This window comes from Bacillus sp. DHT2, assembly GCF_026241455.1.
In the GTDB taxonomy this organism is placed as follows: domain Bacteria; phylum Bacillota; class Bacilli; order Bacillales; family Bacillaceae_G; genus Bacillus_A; species Bacillus_A pseudomycoides.
This window is the reverse complement of record NZ_JAPHWH010000012.1, coordinates 65,117-87,564: the sequence shown is the minus strand read 5'-3', so window position 1 is coordinate 87,564 and position 22,448 is coordinate 65,117. Positions and strand designations below refer to the sequence as shown.

Here is a 22,448-nt window from a genome sequence, read left to right as displayed (position 1 = left end):
TTGTCGAACAATGAATAAAAAAAGGAACCTCCGCTTTTATGATGAAAGCGGAGGTTCCTTTTTTAAAAAATATTATGCAGTTTTCTCAAATTCCTCGAACTGCTTTTCAACTTCTTTTGAAGGTTTTGTTAATAAACTAACGATAACAATTGCTAGTAAGCTTGCTGTGAAACCTGGAATCATTTCATATAGGAAATCTTTTAAAAACTTAAATTGTGTCCACGTGATAACAGTTGCAGCACCAGCGATCATTCCAGCTAACGCGCCCCATTTTGTCATACGTTTCCAGTATAAGCTTAGTAAAACGACAGGACCAAATGAAGAACCAAATCCAGCCCAAGCATAGCCAACAAGCGCTAGGATTGTGTCGTTTTGTTTAAATGCTAATCCACAACCAATAAGTGCAATAACAAGAACGGCCATACGACCAACAAATACAAGCTCACGATCAGATGCAGAACGTTTAAAGAATGTTCTATATATGTCTTCCGTTACTGCACTTGATGTAACAAGAAGCTGAGAAGAGATTGTACTCATAATAGCCGCTAAAATAGCTGCTAATAAAAATCCAGTAATTAATGGATGGAATAAAATGTTACCTAGTTCAACGAAAATTGTTTCTGGGTCAGAGAGCTTTAATCCCGCTTTTGAATAGTAAGCGATACCGATAAGGCCAGTAAACATAGCTCCTACTACAGAGAAAATCATCCAGCTCATACCAATTCGACGTGCGCTTTTAATTTCTTTTACAGATGAGATAGCCATAAAGCGTACGATAATATGAGGTTGTCCAGCATAACCAAGACCCCAGGCAAATAATGAAATAATACCTAATACGGATGTTCCTTTAAAAATATCTAATAGCGCTGGGTCAATAGATTTAATTGTATCAAATGCTGGTCCAAGGCCGTTTACATTCATAATTGTTACGACCGGAACAAGTACAAGAGCAACCACCATGATGATTCCTTGAACGAAGTCTGTCCAACTTACAGCTAAGAAGCCACCAAATAATGTGTAAGCTACAACAACGCTTCCAACAATAAGTAGTCCAACATGATAATTTAAGCCAAATGAATTTTCGAATAATACAGCACCTGAGACGAATCCTGAAGCTACATAAAATGTGAAAAAGATCATAATAACAAGTCCAGAAACAAGACGTAGCATATGAGATGCATCATGGAAACGATGCTCTAAAAATTCTGGAATAGTAATAGAGTTGTTTGCAATTTCTGAGTAGGTACGTAAGCGAGGAGCGACATAGATCCAGTTTGCGTATGCGCCAAGTGTTAGGCCAATCGCGATCCAGCTACTACTTAATCCAACGCTAAACATTGCACCGGGTAATCCCATTAACAGCCAGCCACTCATATCAGCTGCTCCCGCACTTAATGCTGTTACTGCGGGGCCTAGTGTACGCCCGCCAAGCATATAATCTGTTAAGTTGGATGTTTGTTTATAGGCAAAATAGCCAATGACTAGCATCCCGAGCATGTAGATAGAGATAGAAATTAAAATTAACATCTGCGTACTCATGTAGTTCCCCTTCCTTTTGTAATGTCTTTTGATGAACTTTGCATAATTATAATCTATCATGATTATTTCAGAAAATCCATATACAAATACGAATTTTCTGAAATGTAAGCGTTTTTTGACATTGGTTCATTTTTCGAATATATAATTTTCTGACAAAAAACCTTAATTTTAATAGGGTATTTATTATATTTACATAGAAATAGGTTGTTTTGTCAATATAATATTGAGCTGAGAAATAAATAAAAATTTTTAAAAAGTATTGACTTATGAAAAAGGAACGGCATATAATGATTTCAACTTAAAAAATGCAAGCGTTGATGAAGAAGAGTACGTATTATGAACATGTCAGAGAGCTGATGGTTGGTGCGAATCAGTATGGAATTAATATGGAATGGCCTTCGGAGCTTCCAAACCGAACCGAAAGAAGTAGGCTTTGGCGACATGATCTCATCGATACAAGAGACACGTATTCATTTTGGATACGGCAAAGTGCGTTACATTTGTAACGAATTAAGGTGGCACCACGGGAGTACCCGTCCTTTCTATAGGATGAGTACTCCCTTTTTGTGTATAAATGCTCGTTCAAAAAGGAGGATAAAGAGAGCCGAGTAGTTCGAGGCGCGGAAGCCAGGAGGATACCGAGTGTAGATAGAACTACATGAGTACCGGACTGGCGACGTAACGAAGAAATGCGAAAGCTATCTTCACCGAACTTTTTGAACATCCTGTATAAAAATGAATAAGTGAAATCGTTTAAGTAAGAAGAGTACGTATATTGGAGACGTTCCAGAGAGCCGGGGATAGGTGGGAGCCCGGTGCGGTGCCATATGCGGAATGGGCTTACGAGAGGTATGCTGAACAGACTTGAATAAGTAGGCAACCCGGGTTCCGCCGTTACAAGGATAAGGTATATATTTGTACCTGAATAAAGTGGGATGCTTCTGCATCCAAACGAGGTGGTACCACGGTAAATTTATCGTCCTCTACATATTTCCATATGTAGGGGACTTTTTTTATTTTAAATAGTGAGGTGGCAGTCATGATAACGAAAGAACAATTTAGAATGCAAAAGAGACAAGGAAAGACATTTTTAGTAATCGATGAAGAAGAAGGAGACAGTGTGACGCCGATTGCTTTATATCGACAAATGAAAGGTGAGAAAAAATTTTTACTCGAAAGCTCGCAGCTTCATCAAGATAAAGGACGTTATTCTTATTTAGGATGTGATCCATACGGAGAAATCAAAAGTGTTGGCGCGGCGGTAGAGATTACGATAAATGGTAGAACGAAGCAGATAGAAGAAAATGTATTACAAGCATTGGAAAAAGCCCTTGCGCCATCAGAGGTAGAAAGCCCATTTCCATTTTGCGGAGGAGCAGTTGGATATATTGGTTATGATGTCATTCGGCAATATGAAGACATTGGGGAAGAACTGTTTGATCCGGTCGATATTCCGGAAGTTCATGTATTACTGTACCGAGAGTTTATTGTATACGACCATTTACGCCAGAAACTATCGTTTGTATATGTATGCAGGGGAGAAGATACGGACTCTTTTGAAGAAGTTCACGAGAGATTGCAGGCATATAAACAAGATGTCTTACATGGAGAAGAACAAGTGCAAGAAATGCAGCCTTCCTTATCCTTTACTTCTTCTATAACAGAAGAAAAGTTTTGCGAAATGGTGGAGAAGGCAAAAGAATACATTCGAGCTGGTGATATTTTTCAAGTTGTATTATCTCAGCGATTGCAAAGTGAATTTATAGGAGATTCATTTGAACTATATCGCAAACTTCGGATTGCAAATCCATCACCGTATATGTTTTATATTGATTTCCAAGATTATGTTGTACTTGGTTCCTCGCCAGAAAGCTTACTTTCTGTACGAAATGAAAAAGTGATGACAAATCCAATCGCAGGAACAAGGCCACGCGGAAAAACAAAGCAGGAAGATGAAGAGATAGCAAAAGAGCTCTTAGCAAATGAGAAAGAGTGTGCAGAACATATGATGCTTGTAGATTTAGGAAGAAATGATATCGGGCGGGTGAGCGAAGTCGGTTCTGTTGGGCTAGATAAGTATATGAAAGTAGAAAAGTACTCACATGTCATGCATATTGTATCTGAAGTTTCCGGAACATTGCGAAAACGAATGGATTGTTTTGATGCACTAGCCTACTGTTTGCCGGCTGGCACTGTATCCGGGGCACCGAAAATTAGGGCGATGGAAATTATAAACGGATTAGAAACGGAAAAAAGAAATGTATACGCCGGAGCAGTAGGATATATAGCTTTTTCTGGAAACCTTGATATGGCGCTTGCGATTCGCACAATGGTTGTAAAAGACCAGACAGCATATGTGCAGGCGGGAGCAGGTATTGTCTATGATTCAGATCCAATTGCTGAATATGAAGAGACATTAAATAAAGCAAAGGTGCTTTTGGAGGTAATGAAATGATTGTACTCATCGATAACTATGATTCATTCACTTATAACTTGTATCAATTGTTAGGGGCATATGAGGAAGAGATTGTTGTACTGCGAAATGATAAAGTGACGATTCAAGAACTCGAAGAAATAAAGCCAAAAGCAATTATTCTTTCACCAGGACCAGGAAAACCAGAGGATGCAGGGATTTGCACCCAGGTGATTCAACATTTTTATAAACAAATTCCGATCCTTGGCATTTGCCTTGGACACCAAGCGATTGTTTCAGCATTTGGCGGGGAAATTGTAAGAGCAGAGCATATAAAACATGGGAAAACATCACGTGTAAAGCATAATGGCACATCGATATTTTCATATGTCACGCAACCGTTAACTGCGATGCGCTACCATTCACTCGTAGCGGCGAAGCATACGATTCCAAAATGTTTTGATGTATTAGCAACAGCGATGGATGATGGGGAAATCATGGCAGTTCGCCATAACTATTATCCACTCTTCGGATTGCAGTTTCATCCAGAGTCAATTGCGACTGAAGAGGGCGGAAAATTAATCCGTGCATTTTTATCCAATGTGAAAGAGGAGGAGCGAGTATGAATAGTTATCTTCGGAAATTAGTAGATGGACAGAACTTAACGGAACAGGAAATGTATGAAGCAGGCCTTGTGCTCTTAAGTGAAGATATATTAGAAAGTGAAATTGCAGCTTTTTTAGCATTGTTAAAGGCAAAGGGTGAAACTTCTGATGAAATATATGGCCTCGTTCGTGCTCTTCGGGAAAAGGCATTACCATTTGCAAGTCATATAAAAGGAGCAATGGATAATTGCGGGACGGGCGGAGACGGTGCACAAACATTCAACATTAGTACAACATCTGCTTTCGTACTTGCCGGGGCTGGTGTGAAGGTGGCGAAACATGGGAATCGCGCGGTTTCTAGTAAAACAGGGAGTGCGGATTTATTAGAAGAACTTGGTGTCAATATTGCATGTACGCCAAGAGAAATTGACTACTTATTAGAAAAGGTTGGTATCGCATTTCTGTTTGCACCAGCTATGCATCCAGCACTTAAACGCATTATGAAAATAAGAAAAGAGCTAAATGTACCGACCATTTTTAATCTAATTGGTCCTCTTACAAATCCGATTGATTTAGAAACGCAGTTTGTTGGCATATACAAACGAGATATGCTAATGCCTGTAGCAGAGGTATTGCAAAAGCTTGGTAGAAAACAAGCGCTTGTTGTAAATGGGAGCGGATTTTTAGATGAAGCATCTCTGCAAGGGGAAAATCATGTAGTGATTTTAAAGGATAACAAAATTATAGAAGAGAGTATTATTCCAGAAGAATATGGATTTTCTCGTGTGAGCAATGAAGAAATCCGAGGTGGAAATGCAAAAGAAAATGCGAATATTACACTGCAAGTACTAGAGGGGAAAAAGAGTGTATACCGTGATACGGTTCTACTCAATGCAGGTCTTGCACTTTTTGCAAATGGAAAAGCAGGGACAATTGAAGAAGGCATTCATATTGCAGCTCAAAGTATTGATTCTGGAAAAGCGTTATCGAAATTGAATCTATTAATTAGTGCAAGTAATAAAAGATTAGAGAGGGTGAATTAAATGGAAACCATTTTAGAAAAGATTGTTCAGCAGAAGAAAAAAGAGGTAGAAGCGTTGTATAAAACATATACGCCGGTGAAGAAACAAAGGAAGTCACACTCTCTTGTAGAAGCACTGCAAAACTTCACAGTCATTGCTGAAGTAAAGCGAGCTTCTCCATCTAAAGGTGATATTCATTTACATGTAGATGTACCAAAGCAAGTAAAAATGTATGAAGAGTGTGGTGCCGGAGCAGTTTCTGTTTTAACGGATGAACAGTTTTTTAAAGGATCTTTTCAAGATTTAGAAACAGCACGAGCAAATAGTAATATCCCACTTCTATGTAAAGATTTTATCATCGATACGATTCAAATTGACCGAGCGTACGAAGCGGGAGCGGATCTCATTTTACTTATCGTTGCTGCACTATCAGAAGAAAAACTACGAGAGTTATATGCATACGTGCAAAAAGTAGGATTAGAGGCAATTGTAGAAGTTCACAATGAGACAGAATTAGAGGTAGCACTAGCATTAAATCCTCATGTGATTGGAATAAACAATCGGAATTTGAAAACATTTGAAGTGGATTTGAGTACGACAGAAAATCTAGGGAAACGATTGAATGAAGAAAATATGCTTTGGATTAGTGAGAGTGGTATTCATACGGAAGAAGATATCGTACGTGTGAAGCAGGCAGGTGCAAAAGGAATTCTTGTTGGGGAAGCGCTGATGACTGCACCTTCTGTAGGAGACTTCTTTCAATCACTGAAGGTGACAACGTGAAAGTAAAGATTTGCGGCATTACCGATGTAGAAACAGCAAAGAAAGCGTGTGAATACGGCGCAGATGCTATTGGATTTGTATTTGCAAAAAGCAAAAGGGAAATTACACCTAAAAGAGCAAAACAGATTATTGATGAGCTTCCAGTTGATGTAATGAAAGTTGGTGTTTTTGTAAATGAATCGGTAGAGGTCATTCAGAAAATTGTAAATGATTGTGGTTTAACACATGTACAACTGCATGGGGATGAAGGAAATCATTATATCAGAAGATTGAATATTCTGTCTATAAAAGCGGTTGGTGTACATTCGAGCGAAGATATAGAGCAATCACCAGGCTATGAAGCTGATTTTCTCTTATTTGATAGCCCGAAAGAAAAGTTTCATGGTGGAAATGGCAAAATATTTTCATGGAAGTTGCTAGATGATATGCCAAATGAAATTCGTAAAAAGTGTATTTTAGCTGGTGGATTACACATTGAAAACATTAAAGAAGCAATTGAAACTGTTAAGCCATATATGGTAGATGTCAGCAGCGGAGTAGAAACGGATGGAAAGAAAGATAGCGAAAAAATAAAAAAATTTATTAGAAAAGCGAAGGAGTGTTAAACATGCAATATGCATATCCAGATGAAAAAGGTCACTACGGTATATACGGAGGACGTTACGTTCCAGAAACACTTATGCAATCTGTTTTAGAATTAGAAGAAGCGTATAAAGAAGCGATGCAAGATGAAGCATTTCAACAAGAATTAGAGCATTATTTACAAACGTACGTCGGAAGAGAAACACCGCTTTATTTTGCGGAGAATCTGACAAAGTATTGCGGAGGGGCGAAGATTTATTTAAAGCGTGAAGATTTAAATCATACCGGAGCTCACAAAATTAATAATACAATTGGGCAAGCACTTCTTGCAGTGAGAATGGGTAAGAAAAAGGTTGTAGCTGAAACAGGAGCTGGACAGCACGGGGTTGCAACGGCGACGGTATGCGCCTTACTCGGTTTAGAGTGCGTCATTTTTATGGGAGAAGAGGATGTAAAACGTCAAAAGTTAAACGTCTTCAGAATGGAACTATTAGGAGCGAAAGTGGAAAGTGTCGCAGCAGGTAGTGGAACATTAAAAGATGCAGTAAACGAGGCGCTTCGTTACTGGGTTGCACATGTGCACGATACGCACTATATTATGGGATCTGTTCTTGGACCGCATCCATTCCCGCAAATTGTACGTGATTTCCAAAGTGTAATCGGGAAAGAAACGAAGAAACAATATGCAGCGTTAGAAGGGAAATTACCAGAAGCAGTTGTTGCTTGCATTGGCGGTGGGAGTAATGCAATGGGAATGTTCTATCCCTTTGTACACGATGAAGAAGTTGCTCTTTACGGCGTAGAAGCAGCAGGTAAAGGCGTTCATACAGAAAAGCATGCAGCAACATTAACAAAAGGAAGCGTTGGCGTTCTTCATGGTTCGATGATGTATCTCCTTCAAAATGAAGAAGGGCAAATTCAGGAAGCGCATTCTATTTCAGCGGGGCTAGATTATCCAGGAGTTGGGCCAGAGCATAGTCTGCTAAAAGATATTGGCCGTGTCTCTTACAACTCAATTACAGATGACGAAGCGCTGGCTGCATTTCAGTTACTAACGAAAAAAGAAGGAATTATTCCGGCATTAGAAAGTTCACACGCAGTGGCGTATGCATTAAAACTTGCGCCTACAATGAAGCAAGATGAAGGACTTGTCATTTGTTTATCGGGCCGCGGTGATAAAGATGTTGAAAGTATAAAACGTTATATGGAAGAGGTGTAAACGATGGGAGTAGAAAGAATTACAGAAGCGTTTCAAAATGGAAAAAAAGCATTTATTCCTTATGTAATGGGAGGAGATGGAGGTCTAGAGAAGTTAAAAGAGCAAATTCGTTTTCTAGATGAAGCAGGGGCGAGCATCGTTGAAATTGGGATCCCATTTTCTGATCCAGTTGCAGATGGACCAACAATTCAAAGGGCAGGAAAACGAGCATTAGATAGTGGAACAACGCTCGGAGGAATCTTTCAGGCACTAGCGGAAGTCAGACAAGAAGTAAATATTCCATTCGTACTTATGACATACTTGAATCCTATTTTAGCATTTGGTAAAGAACGTTTTATCGGAAGTTGTCTTGAAGCTGGTGTAGATGGAATTATTGTTCCAGACTTGCCATATGAAGAACAAGATATTATCGCACCGCACCTTCGTGATGCGCATATCGCACTTATTCCGCTTGTAACAGTAACGAGTCCAATCGAACGAATTGAAAAGATTACGAGGGAGTCACAAGGGTTTGTTTATGCGGTAACGGTAGCGGGGGTCACTGGGGTTAGACATGACTTTAAGCAAGAAATTCATAGCTACTTAGAAAAAGTAAAAGCACATGTACATCTTCCAGTAGTTGCTGGATTTGGAATCTCAACGACTGAGCAAATTGAGGAAATGATTACGTTATGTGATGGAGTGGTTGTGGGAAGTAAGGTAATTGAGCTTTTAGAAACAGAAAAAGAAGAGGAAATTTGTGAACTGATTGCTGCAGTGAAATAAGAAGAAGAGGCTACCTGTTAAGGGGTCTCTATATTATATGAGCAAGTTTCAAGTCATTAAGACCTTGCACATTAGTGGGGGATTCTTCATCTCCCACTAATTATTAGTTGAGCGAATTGGATTTTACGGGCAGTTGATTCCCAAACTGACATGAAAATATCAAGAATGATTGACGTAAACCAAAGGTGTTGTTAAAATTATTACTGGAATTAATGTGAAGTATTTCACAAGTTGTAGTTTTTAATGTGAAAACATTCACAAATAGGGAGAGTTTGTTTCTTGAAAATATTTTTAAAAAGGAGTTATACGTCATGAAAAGAATCGTAACACTAAGTACTCGTAAACTGACAGATACAGTAAAACATGGTGGGTGTGGTGCATGTCAAACATCTTGCCAATCAGCTTGCAAGACATCTTGCGGAGTTGCAAATCAAAAATGTGAAAACATGATGAACAGATAGAAAATGAGAAACGTACCGCCCAACTGCTTCCCAGATGGGCGGCCATTTTTATCCCGCATGAACAAGAAGTAAAAGCCCCATTAACGGAAGTTTTACTTTATAGATAAAAGGAGTTTGATTATTAAATATGATTCATCAATATAAATTAAACGGATACAACATCGTACTCGATACCTACAGTGGATCAGTACATGTTGTTGACGACCTCGCTTATGAAATCATCGCGCTTTATGAGACTACTGCTGCAGAAGAAATCATAACAATGATGCTAGAAAAATACGTACATGATTCCGATATCTCTGAGAAGGACATTCGAGAAACCATTGCAGATATCGAAGAGCTAAAAAATGATGGGGAACTCTTTACTGAGGATGAATATAAGAGTCTCTCAATTGATTTAAGAAACCGCCAAACTTATGTAAAGGCCCTCTGCCTCAATGTTGCACATACATGTAACTTATCATGCGAATACTGCTTCGCCAGCCAAGGAAAATACAATGGAAGCAGAGCGATTATGAGTTATGAGGTTGGCAAAAGAGCTATCGATTACCTATTGGAAAACTCCGGTCATCACCGAAACCTCGACATCGATTTCTTCGGGGGAGAGCCGCTCATGGCCTGGAAAGTTGTAAAACAGATTGTCGCTTACGCAAGAAGTAAAGAAAAAGAGTACAAAAAAACGTTTCGCTTCACCTTTACTACAAATGGCATGTTACTAAACGATGAAATCACTGATTTTTTGAATAAAGAAATGTACAATGTCGTATTGAGTCTTGATGGAAGAAAAGAAGTCCACGATCACCTTCGTAAAACGGTAACTGGAAAGGGGAGCTATGATTATATCGTTCCGAAGTTCCAAGAATTCGTCAAAAGCCGTGGAGATAAAGAATACTATGTGCGTGGAACCTATACTCATAACAACGTTGACTTCACCAATGACATTTTTCATATCGCAGATCTTGGTTTTGACAAGCTCTCAATGGAACCGGTCATCTGTAATCCACGGGAACCATATGCACTCACCGAAAAGGACCTTCCAGATATTTATAACCAGTACGAAATTCTCGCCAAGGAAATGCTAAAGCGTGAGGAAGAAGGTAATGGCTTCACTTTCTACCATTACATGCTTGACCTCTCAGAAGGCCCATGCATCCAAAAGAGAATTTCTGGCTGCGGCTCAGGAACCGAATATTTCGCTGTCACACCATGGGGCGAATTCTTCCCTTGCCACCAGTTCATCGGGGATAACGAATACAGTATGGGAAACATCTGGGATGGGATTACAAAACAAGAGATGCAATGTCAATTTAAAGAGAGCAACTGCTACTCGAAGCCAGAATGTCAGGACTGTTGGGCGAAACTTTACTGCAGTGGTGGTTGCCCTGCCAACGCATTGCATGCAACCGGCTCCATCAAGGGAATCTACGATTTTAGCTGTGACATCTTCCGTAAGAGAGTAGAATGTTCCATGATGGTTAAAGTAGCCGAATCCATGAGAACTATGAAAAAAAGCAAACAAGCCGTGGCACAAGCATAAAGATATTATAAGGCTGAGAGATAAGTCAAAATTTGATTTATGCTCAGCCTCTTTGAAAATCTTCTTTTTCGTTTAGACAAAAAACCCCCACTGATTAAAGTTTCACTTTATAAAATGGAATTCATTATGTAAATTATACCATTTCATATACGAGTATTTTGAATTTATTCAGTTAATATAATAAAGGATTTTCACCAAAACGTTCCCAAAGTTTTGGAAAACGTTTTGCTAATCCTTCTTCATCGTCTTCTTCCCAATCGAACTCAATTTCAGGCATAGATGAATCATGTCCCTTTTCATCTAATAAGGAATCAAATGTATCCCAAATATCGTCGTCCCATTCTGTATCTCCCGTTTCTTGTAAAGAAAAAGCTTCAAGGGCAACAGATAGTATTTCTTCACATTCAGGAATAATTTCTTCCTCTTCATAATAAGCAGGAATTAAGTTTGCTAGATTTTCAGGATTTTGCAGGGCGGATTCAAATGTTTCTTGTCCACATGCGATGAGCCAACCTCTAAAATAATCAAATAAATCATCAGAACATCCGCCAAAAATAATATAAGCAGCTGCCCATAGAGAAGATGTATAAGATTCTTTAAGAGCAGTTTGGAAATGGATTTCATAATCTGCAATTTCGCCCGTGGGCTGAGAAGTTAAGTGTTCCACCAGCCATTCACTCGTTTCGTCTTTTGTATTCATTTCTGAAATAAGCTGCCAAAATTGTTCTTTGTTCATCGTTATCGCTCCTTTTAAAACGTAATTTTCTTGTAGTGTAGCATTTTTTCAATAATTCACTTGATAAAGAATAGTAAAAAACTGTTACAAAATGAATTGAATATTCTGTTAACTGTTATATAATAGTTACAATTGTATCTTATAAGAAACGAGATGATGGTATGGCTGTATTGTTAGCCCTTATTCCAATTATGATGATTTTCATTTGTTTATTTATTTTTAAACAAACATCGCTGAAAGCCTCGCTGATTTCTTATGTTGTATGTACTGGAATCGTTTTACTAACGCCAATGTTTCGACTGCAAATGGGAGAGGTCATGCATGCAACAATTAAGGGCGGGTTAATATGTTTTATTGTAGGGTATGTTCTGTTTTTTGGTATTCTTTTATTTCACCTCATGAACAAAATGGGGTATATCGATCAAGTTGCACGTTTTATCGAACAAGTTACACATGATCGATTATTACAAATGCTCTTAATGTGCTTTGGAATTTGTCCACTTATCGAATCAGTGAGCGGATTTGGAATTGGTTTTATGGTGGCAGCTCCTATTTTTCTTTCGCTTGGTTATAAACCGTTCCAAGCAGTCTTGTTATCGTTTATCGGTTTATTGGCGAGTTCCTGGGGAGCGATGGCAACAGGGACAATTATTGGATCGCAGCTTATCAATATGCCATTAGTAAACTTAGGATCTAGTACAGCATTACTCAGTATTCCTTTTTTTGCGTACTTTGTTTACCTTTCTTTGTATGTAGTTGGTGGTTGGCAAGCGGTGAAGGAAAAATGGAAGGAAGGATTCGGTTTTTTTCTCTTATTTTCTATATCAATCTATCTTTCTAATGCATATGTAAGTGTGGAATTAGCCGGGATTTTAAGTTCCATTGTAACAATTACATTTGGTTTTCTTATCATTAAAATGACAGCGAGGCAAGGGAAAGCGTTTTTATCGGAGCATGCTGCCACGACGCAGCGAGAAGTTTCTATCGTGAAAATTATAAGCCCTTATTTATTTTTAACAGTTTGTATTTTACTTTCTCGTCTCATTCCGTCGTTACATAATATGCTACAATCTTACGCGATTCTTGATTTACCATCGTATTCTTACAAACTAGCGTTATTATATTCACCTGGATTTTGGCTTGGAGTTACATGCTTATTTAGCATCGTTTTTTTTCGCATTCCTTCTACTATTATAAACCAATCTCTATTACAAACGATCAAACAATGGATACCGTTTGCGATTACAACGACAATGTTTATTGCGATTTCAGAATTAATGGGTGCAGCGGGTATGCACACATTATTAGCGGACGCAGCAGGGCAAACATTTGGAACATTATTTGTCTTTGTTGCCCCGTTCATCGGTGCAATTGGTGGTTTTTTAACGGGAAGTAACGCAGGATCAAATGCGATGTTTATTAAACTACAAATGCGAACAGCACAGAATGTAGGGCTTCCGTGGCAATATGTTACGACTTTGCAAAATACAGCATCATCCGTAGCGACAATTGCTTGTCCGTCACGGATTACGCTTGGGGCCTATTTATGTAATATTCCATTTCGTGAGAATGAACTACTAAAGAAGACAACGCTTATGATTTTTGGAGCGGTGTTAATTGTGGTGGTGGAAGTTGCAGGTTGGTATGTATTGCGATGAAATATTTGATGAAATCCTCTACTTTAGGAGGATTTTTGTTTGTTAGTGGATAATTTATAAAAGAACAAGTGTTTCCATTACGTGAAGAGGAGATGATCCCATGCCCTTAAAAAACTATGGCGTTTTAAAAGGTACCACACTACAATCTATGATTGGAAAAGGGAAAACACCTCATTATCAAGTTCATTTGCAAGATGAATCGGGAGTAGATTACCGGATTGCAATTAATGTGAAATCGCAGAGTTATCCATCAGAAGTACTATATTTTGCAAGTGAAAATATTAAATCAGAAGCTATTACGATTTTACCGACATTACCTTTTGGTTTTACAGAAGTGAAAAATAATGAACCAAAGGTGGCTTTAGATTATGTGCGGGGAAATTTATTTGAATCAAAACAGATGATTCCTTTGCCGCCAGAAAAATCGGGAGCTGACAACGATTTAAATGAAAAAATAGAACATTATATGAAACGAGCGATAGAGGAAAAGGCAATTATTTATGCATTTGGAGAACGATGGGGTCCAGAAAATGATACACCTGATCGATATTTTCATTTTAAACCTGGTAATGGGATACATGATATTCATATGAATCAAGGAAATGTGGTGAAGTGGCAAGAGGATGATGGCACATGGCAAGATGGTGGCCTATTCATCCATTTTGAGAAAATGAAGCAATGGGTTGGCATTTTCCTCGCATTTCAGTCGCAGTCTTGGTGTACAGACGAAGAGGGACATGCGCGGATTCCGCTGGAGCATTGCAACTATAAGAGCAAAAATTAATTAAAACAGCTAGTTCATCTCGAACTAGCTGTTTTAATTTTGTGGCAAATAAAGCTTATGATGTTTCAGTTATAAAGTGTATTAGACTGAACTTTATTGATACAATCATATTTTGCCGTCTATTTTCACCATATCTCATAAAATAAAAATTTAGATTCACTATTATATGTTACGAATAGATAATAGGTTGTATTAAAATATTAGACTAAATAGCGGATATGCTGTTTTTATATGGGAATTAAGGACAATTCTGAGAAAGCATACTTAATAAAATAAGTATGTATACATGCTTGCATAAAGCTTTCAAAAGAGAAAAAGGGTTACTCCTTGATGAATAAAGGAGTAACCCTCTTTGTTTATTACGTATAATGATGTGTTATGTTAATTGCACATGAATAGGGCACACATTTATGCTTTTTTGGGGAAGAAGTCAAGACAATGACACAAGAAAACTGGCTCTTTTTACATTTAATATACTAAATGCAAAAAAAGGAGCTTGATTATTCATGTCATCAAAAAATAGAAACTTCTTCAATCCTTGCGCATTTCCTGTTTCGATGTCACAACCGATCATATCTATGCCATCAAAAAATAGTAGTTTCTTCAATCCTTGTGTATTTCCTGTTCCGATTTCAGAACCTATAAAACCAACAAATCCTAACATATCTGATTATATCGTGATTGGTGCTGGAACTGCTGGAGGGGTAATCGCCAAAGAATTAACGGATGACAATAGTACTTCTGTACTAGTGCTTGAAGCAGGAACGAATATGACGAATGAGCTAAGCAGTGGTTCCATTGAAAAAGCAATTAATTTAGCCAGTGATAATAAATTTACATTTAATATTACTTCTAATATAGAGCAAAGCATTAGACGTCCACTTCTTTCACAAAATGGTCGGGTAATTGGGGGAAGCTCAGAAATTAATGACATGTATGCAGTGCGCGGGAGTAAAGAACTTTATGACAAGTGGGCAGAGATCGTTGGTGACCAATGGAGTTACAACAAGATTCGTTCTTTATTTATACAAAATGAAACCTATACAGGAGCGACACAAAGCTCTAACGAGAGGGGATCTGAAGGTCCTATTTTTGTTAGACAACAACTTATTCCTCCTCATGGGCTGATTGAAACGTTGACTAACGCAACTGCACAGGTTTTGGGTATCGATATTGTTGAGGACTATAATACAGGTGTAAGAGATTGTACATTTTACAAATCGCAATATACCCAACAGGAAAAAGATGGTCAATTTGTCCGTTCATCAACAGCAACAGGATATTTAAATGACCATATAGTCAGTCAAGGAGACCAGTTCCATCCAGATGAGTTTGGGGTTGGTGGAAGAAAGTTGGTTATTTTAGCTAAAACAACCGTTAACAAAATCTTATTTAAGAAAAAAGATGGACTGAACATTGCGGTTGGTGTTGAATTTGTCAAGGACGGTGTTTCACATAGAAGGTTTGCAAGAAAAGGCATTATCGTCTCTGCAGGATTTTTTTCCTCAGTCATTCTACAACGTTCAGGAATCGGTAAATCGGACGATTTGGCTAAAGCAGGTATACCAACATTGATAGAGAGTCAAAATGTAGGTTACAATCTTCAAACTCAAGCTTATGTTGGATTGGGAGTTAGGGTAGACACATCCCAACTAGCACCGATATTATTGGCTGATCCTGATCAGCCAATTGCCCTAGGTGCTTTTAAAGCAGAAAATCCAGAGAGCCTTGAAGGTCGTCGTCTCCAAATGTTTGGAGCACCCGTAGCTTTATTTCTCCCTATTCAAGATGTGCTCAGAAATGGTTGGAATTTTGATATCTCCAGTGGTACCAATATCATGAGTTTCGGTATTTTAGATCTTAACCCGCAAAGCAGGGGTACGATTATGGCAGCACATAGCGATCCTGAAGCTCCTCCATCAGTTATCTTCAATCCGTTGCAAAATCGTGATGATATAGAATATCTGGTGGATCAATATATAAATACTTACAATATTGTTAAGCAGGCTCAAGTAACACCAAATAGTGGCATACATGAGGTTGTCTATCCTCCGGAATATATTTTTAATTTACCTGAATCAGACAAACGAAAGCAACTTGAGAATTATGTCCATGCGTCTTATTCGAACTTCTTTCATTTTGGAGGGCAATGTAAAATGGGGCGGACGATTCAAGAAGGGGTAGTGGATGGATTCCTCAATGTTTTTGGCACCCAAAATCTTAAAGTTGCCGATCTTTCTATTTCACCAATTTTACCAGATGGTAACACTTCCATCCCTGCTCAGATGATTGGTTTAAATGCGGTACGATTTATTCGGGAGGACCCTCATCCTTACGTAATAGATGATAAAGAATTTGAGGATTATAAAGGATAGCACTCATATTTTAACGTTTTTATACGCTAAGAGACTATCAAACCTCAATGAGAAAATAGGTTAGAAATATTTGTTGTCGTACATGAGGTCATTTAGAGGTCTTATCAAATAAAAAGTACATCACAAAATATAGGAGTGATGTACTTTTTTCTATAATGTGCAACATGTCATAAATCAAAATGAGCTAGCTGTTTTAATTTTGTAGAAAATAAAGCTGATACATACAGCGATACATGAAAATAGTATGGCAATACTAGAGAAAGCAAGTACATACATATTATATTTCACTACATTCCCTATTAGTTGATTACTATCATAATGAAATAGCCCTGCTATTGCATTGAAGAGGAAAAGAAAGATAAATATAGTAATTACACCGTCTAATGAACCTTCTATATCCGGCTTGCTTAAGGCAATATGTGCAGAGATACAAATCGCGATAAAAAGAAAAAGCCAAAACAAAGGATTAAATAAGTTGCTAACTGTAAAGAGACTTTTTAATAAGAGAATGGCTGATAATAAAATATTTTGTAACATATCGATATTGATAGAAGCGGTTTGAGTATTTGTTTCAAGAGCATGTATAAAGACCGAATAAGATTGTGGTGCGAAATAATACATAAGAAGGATTAAGGCGGCCATTCCCGAGAAAATAGGAGCAATTCCGATGAAAAAATTTCCTATTCGTTGATATATACTTCTTTGATTATATTGATGCCTGACATAACCTAAATAACCGTTATTTGTATTGATTGGAAAGAGCTGCATTGCCACAATTTGATGCCTAAATACGACACACATAATCGCATGTCCTAATTCATGAATAGGAACACCAATCCAAGCTGATAAAAGGAAGCCTTTTCTACCAAAAGCCCTCGTCCAATACGTTCGTGTAAGAGATTCTAAATATCCTAATAGAAAACCAACTAAAATGATAACACCAAGTAATGAAAATAATTGTATTAAGCTTGTAAGGAATATATGAAAAATTGAGTATGCTAGTTCCATATTCTTCATCCAATCTATGTATTTTACTACTGCTTATCATACCACTTTGTGAATAGATTACTAGAATAGATAGGGTGGAAATGTATAGCATATATAGCTTTTTCTTATAGGCATGTTTTCTGTCCTTATACATATATTGAATTTGTAGCAGCTTAGAAGATACATGCAAGGGAGATGGTAGGATGATGTGTCCAGAGTGTAAAACTGAGCATGCAAGTGAAGCGAAATTCTGTGGTAATTGTGGACATTCACTTATGGAGCAAGCTGTAGAGCATCATGCAGAACAGGGAGAACAGCAGTTGTCCCAACCAGCACCTGTACAGGAAAACCGTTCGAATGAAACGGTAGAGCAAGCAAAGCGATTTGCAAGTGATTACTTTCAGTTTTTTAAGAATGCATTAAAAGCTCCAACAGCAATTATGAAAAGTGGACATATTGAGGTAAGGAATGGGATTACAAGTCTTGTTCTTATTTGTTTCTTTTTTGCTTGTATGTTTTACCGGCTGATGAGTGCAACGGCATCAATTGCAACTGGAATTATAAGTAGGGCTGGATTTGTACCTGAAGAACAGCCTTCTTTTTTGGGGGAATCAGCTAAGGTCTTTTTATTTTTATTAATTTTATTTCTATTTGTTGGGGGTATAATTTTTGTAAGTGGAAGGCTCATGAAATCATCTTTTTCTTTTTTAGAAGCATTAGGGGTATGGGGAACAATTTCAACACCGGTTGTCGCTATACTTATTCTTGCATTGTTATTTAGCTTTTTGTTAGGCTTCCTATCTCCACTATTTTTAGGATTCGCTGTAACAGGGATGACGATTTGCACAATTGTTTCAATATTAAAGTTAGACAGAGGTGGATTAGATCCAGTGTATACACTTATTATCGCAAATATTTTGATTTCAATTGCGAGCTGGATTGTGCTTTGGTCCTATATAAAAACAATACTTGATACCTTAACTGGAGGTTTAACAAACTTCTAATGAAAAGGTGGATGAATGGATGAACGTTTGTGCAAAATGCGGTTCACAGGTAATGGATGACGTGCAATTTTGTCAAAAGTGTGGGGCTAGAAGAGATGAGCACCAGCGAGTAGGGAACGAAAAGGAACCACAGATACGAAAGAAAATGAGCAAGGGGAAGAAGATATGGATTGGGCTTGTGATTCTTTTTATTGTCGGTTTTGGCGGAGCATACCTGTATGGAACAAAGTATTATTCTGCAGAAGCACAAATTGATAGAATGGTTACGATTTTACAAGACAGAGATACGGAAAAATTCATTGATATTGTTACAACAGATGACCCACAATTTGTAGTAGATAAAGAGAGTGTAAGACCGTTGTTTTCGTATATAAAAGAATATCCGTCCTATGTTAATGATTTAAAAGCTTCTATACAACAGCAAAAGAAGAAGCAAAATGATGTAGAAAAAGTAGATTTTGTATTAACGAAGGATGGAAAATACCTCTTTCTATTTGATCGATATAAATTGAAAGCAAAAACCTATTATGCAACGCTCCTTACGAATGAAAAAGATGCGCTGTTAAAAATAAATGAAAAAGAGTTAGATAAGACAACTGATAAAATGTTTGAAAAGCAATATGGACCATTTTTCCCAGGTATTCAAACGTTTCAATCAGAGTTTAAAAATGATTATGTGAAGCTAGCGCGTGAAGAAAAGGTTGTACTTATGAAACAAAATCAAAATAATGTAACAGTTGACTTATCGTTAAAAGGTCACTACATTACCATTCAAACAAATGTAGCGGGAGCAACATTATATGCGAACCAGAAACCGATTACGACATTGGTGGGGGAAGAATTTAAGTGGGGACCAGTAGCTACAGATGGAAGCGTCTCTATTTATTTAGAAAAAGAAGGTGCAAATGGAAAAGAACAAACAAAGGTGGAAAATATATCGACAAGTCAATATTATACACTTTCGTTTCAGAAGAAGCCTGAAATACAAGAAACATCTTCTTCTCCATCAACTGTGACAACAAAATATGTATATAACGGATTTTTCTTTCCTGATAGTCATATTCGTAAGTTAACAAGTGTAGAGCTGCAGTCCCTAACAAAAGAACAATTACGGATCGCGAGAAATGAAATATATGCTCGGCATGGGCATGTTTTTCAAACGAAAGATATGCAATCATACTTTTTAAAGCAGTCGTGGTATCGTGAAAATCCGTATTATACAGGAGAGTTGAATGATGTGGAGACGTATAATATTGAGCTTATGAAGACAAAGGAGTAGGCATTATCACTTTTTATGTTGTAGAAATGAAAGGTACATCAGCGATAATGGTGATGTACCTTTTTTATTTATCCCGCATTAACGGGCAGTAAGACCACCACCTCAAGATTTAGAGAGAAACGAGGAAGATAGGTGGGGGACCAACTGCCCGTAAAAGTCCGATTGATGAGGGCTAATAATCAGTGGGGGGAAGAAAACCCCCACTGATTAAAGTTTCACTTTATGTGTTTGTATTTCATGTAACAAATCCTTTTATGTGTCATGGTAATGATTACATTATTCCGGTTGAAAAATATAGAAGAATTTAAAGGCAAGATTACCTCTTTGTTATTTCTGTAATGGCATGAGGGAAGTTCTAGCTGGTTCGCGAGAAAAAAAGATATGAAAGAGAAAGTTGACTCTGCTTGCTCTGCCACTTGTACTAGCCTGGACATCAGCTAAAGAACTGGAAGAAAGTATGGCTTCCGAATTCGGTGGAACTGTAATCTTCAGTCTACTGTTTAATTTTTTTGATGTTACAACTGTTATTGTGTCGTAAGAGAGGTTGATAATCTTTAGAATACCAAGTGGATAGACAGCATCGTCAGGCTGAGAGGTGGATGCAAACAGGGTGGATTTCCAAATTTCTTGAAAAAAGGTATCGCTATCAGCTGACCAAGCCTGTGCACCGTAGAGTGTTGCATTAATACTGAATTCCTGTTCCAGTGGTTGAGCAACTTTTGGCTCAGCAGAAGTAGAGATAAGAAAATTACTACACATTGATTCTGTTCACCTACTTTCCATTGCGATTGTTATAGCATATTAATAATTAGGTTTATGGGACACGACGCTTTACCTATAGTGTTCAAAGGATGTTTAAAAATACATGAATATAAATTGAAAAACTGACAGAAAACCATTCTTTTTTAGGTGTGAGAGAGGATCCGGCCAAGCAAAGAAGCGGTCAGAGCCTTTTTGAGCTCCATGCCAAGTGAAAACAAAGGGAGAAAATGAGTGCAAGGCTCTTTTTGTATGTATAGCCGCGACTTATATGTTGGAAAATCAAAATGTATATACAAAGGTATGCGTTATTATGTTTGGACGAAGTGGTTTCATTTATAAACAAAAGGGAGAAAACATATACTTTGTATAAGCTACTTATAGAAAAAAGGATTTATTTGCAGTGAATCTGGAGAATGTAAACGATAGAGACTGTACAAAGGAGTGGTTTAGTGAACTATGTAATCATTGGCGGAGATGCAGCTGGCATGAGTGCGGCTATGCAAATTGTTAGAAATGATAAAGAAGCAAAAGTTGTAACGTTAGAAAAAGGTGAAATATATTCATATGCGCAGTGTGGACTTCCGTACGTTATTAGCGGTGTGATTGCTTCTACTGAAAAATTAATTGCACGAGACATTAGCACATTTCGTGATAAGTATGGAATTGATGCGAAAACACACCATGAAGTAACGAAAATTGATACTGAAAACAAAATTGTGCATGGTATACATACAAGTGAAAACGAGGCATTTCAATATAAATATGATCGCTTGCTAATTGCGACAGGAGTTAGACCTGTTATGCCGGACTGGGAAGGAAACAACCTGCAAGGTGTTCATCTTTTAAAAACAATTCCGGATGCCCATAGAATATTGGAGACGTTACAGGAACAGAATGTTGAGCAAGTAACCATTATTGGCGGCGGGGCAATTGGTCTTGAAATGGCTGAAACATTTGGAGAGCTTGGGAAAAAGGTGCGAATGATTGAGCGAAATGAACATATTGGCACAATTTATGATGCCGATATGGCAGCATATATACATGAAGAAGCAGCAAAATATAATATTGAAATTTTAACAAATGAAAATGTAAAAGCATTTAAGGGGAAAGAGAAAGTTGAATTTGTTGAAACAGATAAAGGAACGTATAAAACGGATCTCGTTCTAGTATCAGTTGGCGTGCAGCCAAACACAGAGTTTGTTAACGGAACAGCGATTCGCACGAACAAAAAAGGGGCTATAGAAGTAAGTGCTTATATGCAAACGAATGTGGAAGATATCTATGCAGCAGGAGATTGTGCAACGCATTATCACATCATAAAAGAAACGCATGATCATATTCCAATCGGTACAACTGCAAATAAGCAAGGGCGTCTTGCAGGATTGAATATGGTTGATAAACGAAGAGCGTTTAAAGGCACTCTCGGTACGAGCATTATTAAATTTATGGGACTCACTTTAGCGAGAACGGGTTTAAGTGAAAAAGAAGCAAGCGGATTGAAAATACCATATAAAACGGTGAAAGTAGATGCAACCAGTATGGCTGGCTATTATCCAAATGCAACGCCGCTTTATGTGAAATTAGTGTATCGTTCTGATACAAAACAACTATTAGGCGGACAAGTGATCGGAGAAGAAGGCGTGGATAAACGAATCGATGTTATTGCAATGGCGCTCTTTCATAAAATGAGCATTCATGATTTAGAAGATGTCGATTTAAGTTATGCACCGCCATATAACAGTGTTTGGGATCCAGTTCAACAAGCAGCGCGGCGAGCGGAATAGTACTTCTTATAGAAGTGCTATTTTTTTATTTTGAAAACACCGAATTATAAAAAAGATATATAATATCATATTTGTCCTTGAAAAATGTAGTACGTATCTATTATATTTTCATATAGTATTTATTTTTTACATACATAAAAATACGATAGAAAC

At 37.7% G+C, this 22,448-nt stretch carries 19 protein-coding genes and 2 other annotated features; of the genes, 15 read left to right on the top strand and 4 right to left on the bottom strand.

What is annotated here, in order from left to right; all coding sequences use genetic code 11:
- Positions 1–72 precede the first annotated feature (72 nt).
- Positions 73–1,539: a sodium/proline symporter PutP gene (putP, locus tag ORL93_RS23455; protein WP_265959590.1), complete on the bottom strand. Its 1,467-nt coding sequence runs from the start codon at positions 1,537–1,539 to the stop codon at positions 73–75.
- 305 nt (positions 1,540–1,844) lie between these two features.
- Positions 1,845–2,083, top strand: a binding site (T-box leader).
- A 199-nt stretch (positions 2,084–2,282) separates the two neighbouring features.
- Positions 2,283–2,526, top strand: a binding site (T-box leader).
- Positions 2,527–2,578: 52 nt separating this feature from the next.
- Between putP and trpE the strand changes: the two genes are divergently transcribed.
- From trpE to scfB, 9 genes are all read left to right on the top strand, one after another.
- Entirely contained in the window at positions 2,579–3,994 is a 1,416-nt protein-coding gene (gene trpE / locus ORL93_RS23450) for an anthranilate synthase component I (RefSeq protein ID WP_265959589.1), read from the top strand.
- Positions 3,991–4,578 carry an aminodeoxychorismate/anthranilate synthase component II gene (locus tag ORL93_RS23445; RefSeq protein WP_265959588.1) on the top strand — a complete coding sequence of 196 codons (588 nt, stop codon included), beginning with the start codon at positions 3,991–3,993 and terminating at the stop codon, positions 4,576–4,578. The genes trpE and ORL93_RS23445 overlap by 4 nt, the downstream gene beginning before the upstream one ends.
- Positions 4,575–5,600: an anthranilate phosphoribosyltransferase gene (gene trpD / locus ORL93_RS23440; RefSeq protein ID WP_018781118.1), complete on the top strand. Its 1,026-nt coding sequence runs from the start codon at positions 4,575–4,577 to the stop codon at positions 5,598–5,600. The genes ORL93_RS23445 and trpD overlap by 4 nt, the downstream gene beginning before the upstream one ends.
- Complete coding sequence (trpC, locus tag ORL93_RS23435; protein ID WP_265959586.1) at positions 5,601–6,362, top strand: indole-3-glycerol phosphate synthase TrpC; 762 nt, start codon at positions 5,601–5,603, stop codon at positions 6,360–6,362.
- A complete protein-coding gene (locus ORL93_RS23430) occupies positions 6,359–6,967 on the top strand; it encodes a phosphoribosylanthranilate isomerase (protein WP_265959585.1) in 609 nt (202 codons plus the stop codon). The genes trpC and ORL93_RS23430 overlap by 4 nt, the downstream gene beginning before the upstream one ends.
- Positions 6,968–6,969: 2 nt before the next feature.
- On the top strand, positions 6,970–8,163 hold the full coding sequence (trpB, locus tag ORL93_RS23425) for a tryptophan synthase subunit beta (protein WP_098160774.1): 1,194 nt from the start codon (positions 6,970–6,972) through the stop codon (positions 8,161–8,163).
- A gap of 3 nt (positions 8,164–8,166) precedes the next feature.
- Positions 8,167–8,928, top strand: a complete 762-nt coding sequence (gene trpA / locus ORL93_RS23420; protein WP_098160773.1) for a tryptophan synthase subunit alpha — start codon at positions 8,167–8,169, stop codon at positions 8,926–8,928.
- A gap of 311 nt (positions 8,929–9,239) precedes the next feature.
- Positions 9,240–9,389, top strand: coding sequence for a six-cysteine ranthipeptide SCIFF (gene scfA / locus ORL93_RS23415; protein WP_098160772.1), 150 nt, complete (start codon positions 9,240–9,242; stop codon positions 9,387–9,389).
- 127 nt (positions 9,390–9,516) lie between these two features.
- Positions 9,517–10,926 (top strand): thioether cross-link-forming SCIFF peptide maturase, encoded by a 1,410-nt coding sequence (scfB, locus tag ORL93_RS23410; protein ID WP_097794789.1) that lies wholly within the window; start codon positions 9,517–9,519, stop codon positions 10,924–10,926.
- Positions 10,927–11,098: 172 nt separating this feature from the next.
- On the opposite strand, the gene ORL93_RS23405 is transcribed toward scfB, so the two are convergent.
- A complete protein-coding gene (locus ORL93_RS23405; RefSeq protein WP_097794788.1) occupies positions 11,099–11,662 on the bottom strand; it encodes a DUF4240 domain-containing protein in 564 nt (187 codons plus the stop codon).
- Between the two features lie 161 nt (positions 11,663–11,823).
- Here ORL93_RS23405 and ORL93_RS23400 point away from each other — a divergent pair, with 161 nt between their 5' ends.
- The 3 genes from ORL93_RS23400 to ORL93_RS23390 all read left to right on the top strand — a co-directional run bounded on the left by ORL93_RS23400 (position 11,824) and on the right by ORL93_RS23390 (position 16,479).
- On the top strand, positions 11,824–13,320 hold the full coding sequence (locus ORL93_RS23400; protein WP_265959584.1) for an L-lactate permease: 1,497 nt from the start codon (positions 11,824–11,826) through the stop codon (positions 13,318–13,320).
- A 100-nt stretch (positions 13,321–13,420) separates the two neighbouring features.
- Positions 13,421–14,104 carry a YukJ family protein gene (locus ORL93_RS23395; RefSeq protein ID WP_265959583.1) on the top strand — a complete coding sequence of 228 codons (684 nt, stop codon included), beginning with the start codon at positions 13,421–13,423 and terminating at the stop codon, positions 14,102–14,104.
- 506 nt (positions 14,105–14,610) lie between these two features.
- Positions 14,611–16,479 carry a GMC family oxidoreductase gene (locus ORL93_RS23390; RefSeq protein WP_176524616.1) on the top strand — a complete coding sequence of 623 codons (1,869 nt, stop codon included), beginning with the start codon at positions 14,611–14,613 and terminating at the stop codon, positions 16,477–16,479.
- Positions 16,480–16,653: 174 nt separating this feature from the next.
- Here the strand turns inward: ORL93_RS23390 and ORL93_RS23385 are convergent, their stop codons facing one another.
- Complete coding sequence (locus ORL93_RS23385) at positions 16,654–17,487, bottom strand: hypothetical protein (RefSeq protein WP_097794783.1); 834 nt, start codon at positions 17,485–17,487, stop codon at positions 16,654–16,656.
- A gap of 182 nt (positions 17,488–17,669) precedes the next feature.
- Here ORL93_RS23385 and ORL93_RS23380 point away from each other — a divergent pair, with 182 nt between their 5' ends.
- Complete coding sequence (locus ORL93_RS23380) at positions 17,670–18,470, top strand: zinc ribbon domain-containing protein (protein ID WP_098160766.1); 801 nt, start codon at positions 17,670–17,672, stop codon at positions 18,468–18,470.
- A 19-nt stretch (positions 18,471–18,489) separates the two neighbouring features.
- Positions 18,490–19,749, top strand: coding sequence for a TcaA 3rd/4th domain-containing protein (locus tag ORL93_RS23375; protein WP_098160765.1), 1,260 nt, complete (start codon positions 18,490–18,492; stop codon positions 19,747–19,749).
- A 327-nt stretch (positions 19,750–20,076) separates the two neighbouring features.
- On the opposite strand, the gene ORL93_RS23370 is transcribed toward ORL93_RS23375, so the two are convergent.
- A complete protein-coding gene (locus ORL93_RS23370; RefSeq protein ID WP_097786997.1) occupies positions 20,077–20,508 on the bottom strand; it encodes a hypothetical protein in 432 nt (143 codons plus the stop codon).
- A 452-nt stretch (positions 20,509–20,960) separates the two neighbouring features.
- Here ORL93_RS23370 and ORL93_RS23365 point away from each other — a divergent pair, with 452 nt between their 5' ends.
- The gene (locus ORL93_RS23365; protein WP_265959581.1) at positions 20,961–22,295 is read left to right on the top strand and encodes an FAD-dependent oxidoreductase; all 1,335 of its coding nucleotides are present in this window, start codon (positions 20,961–20,963) and stop codon (positions 22,293–22,295) included.
- Positions 22,296–22,448: the final 153 nt, after the last annotated feature.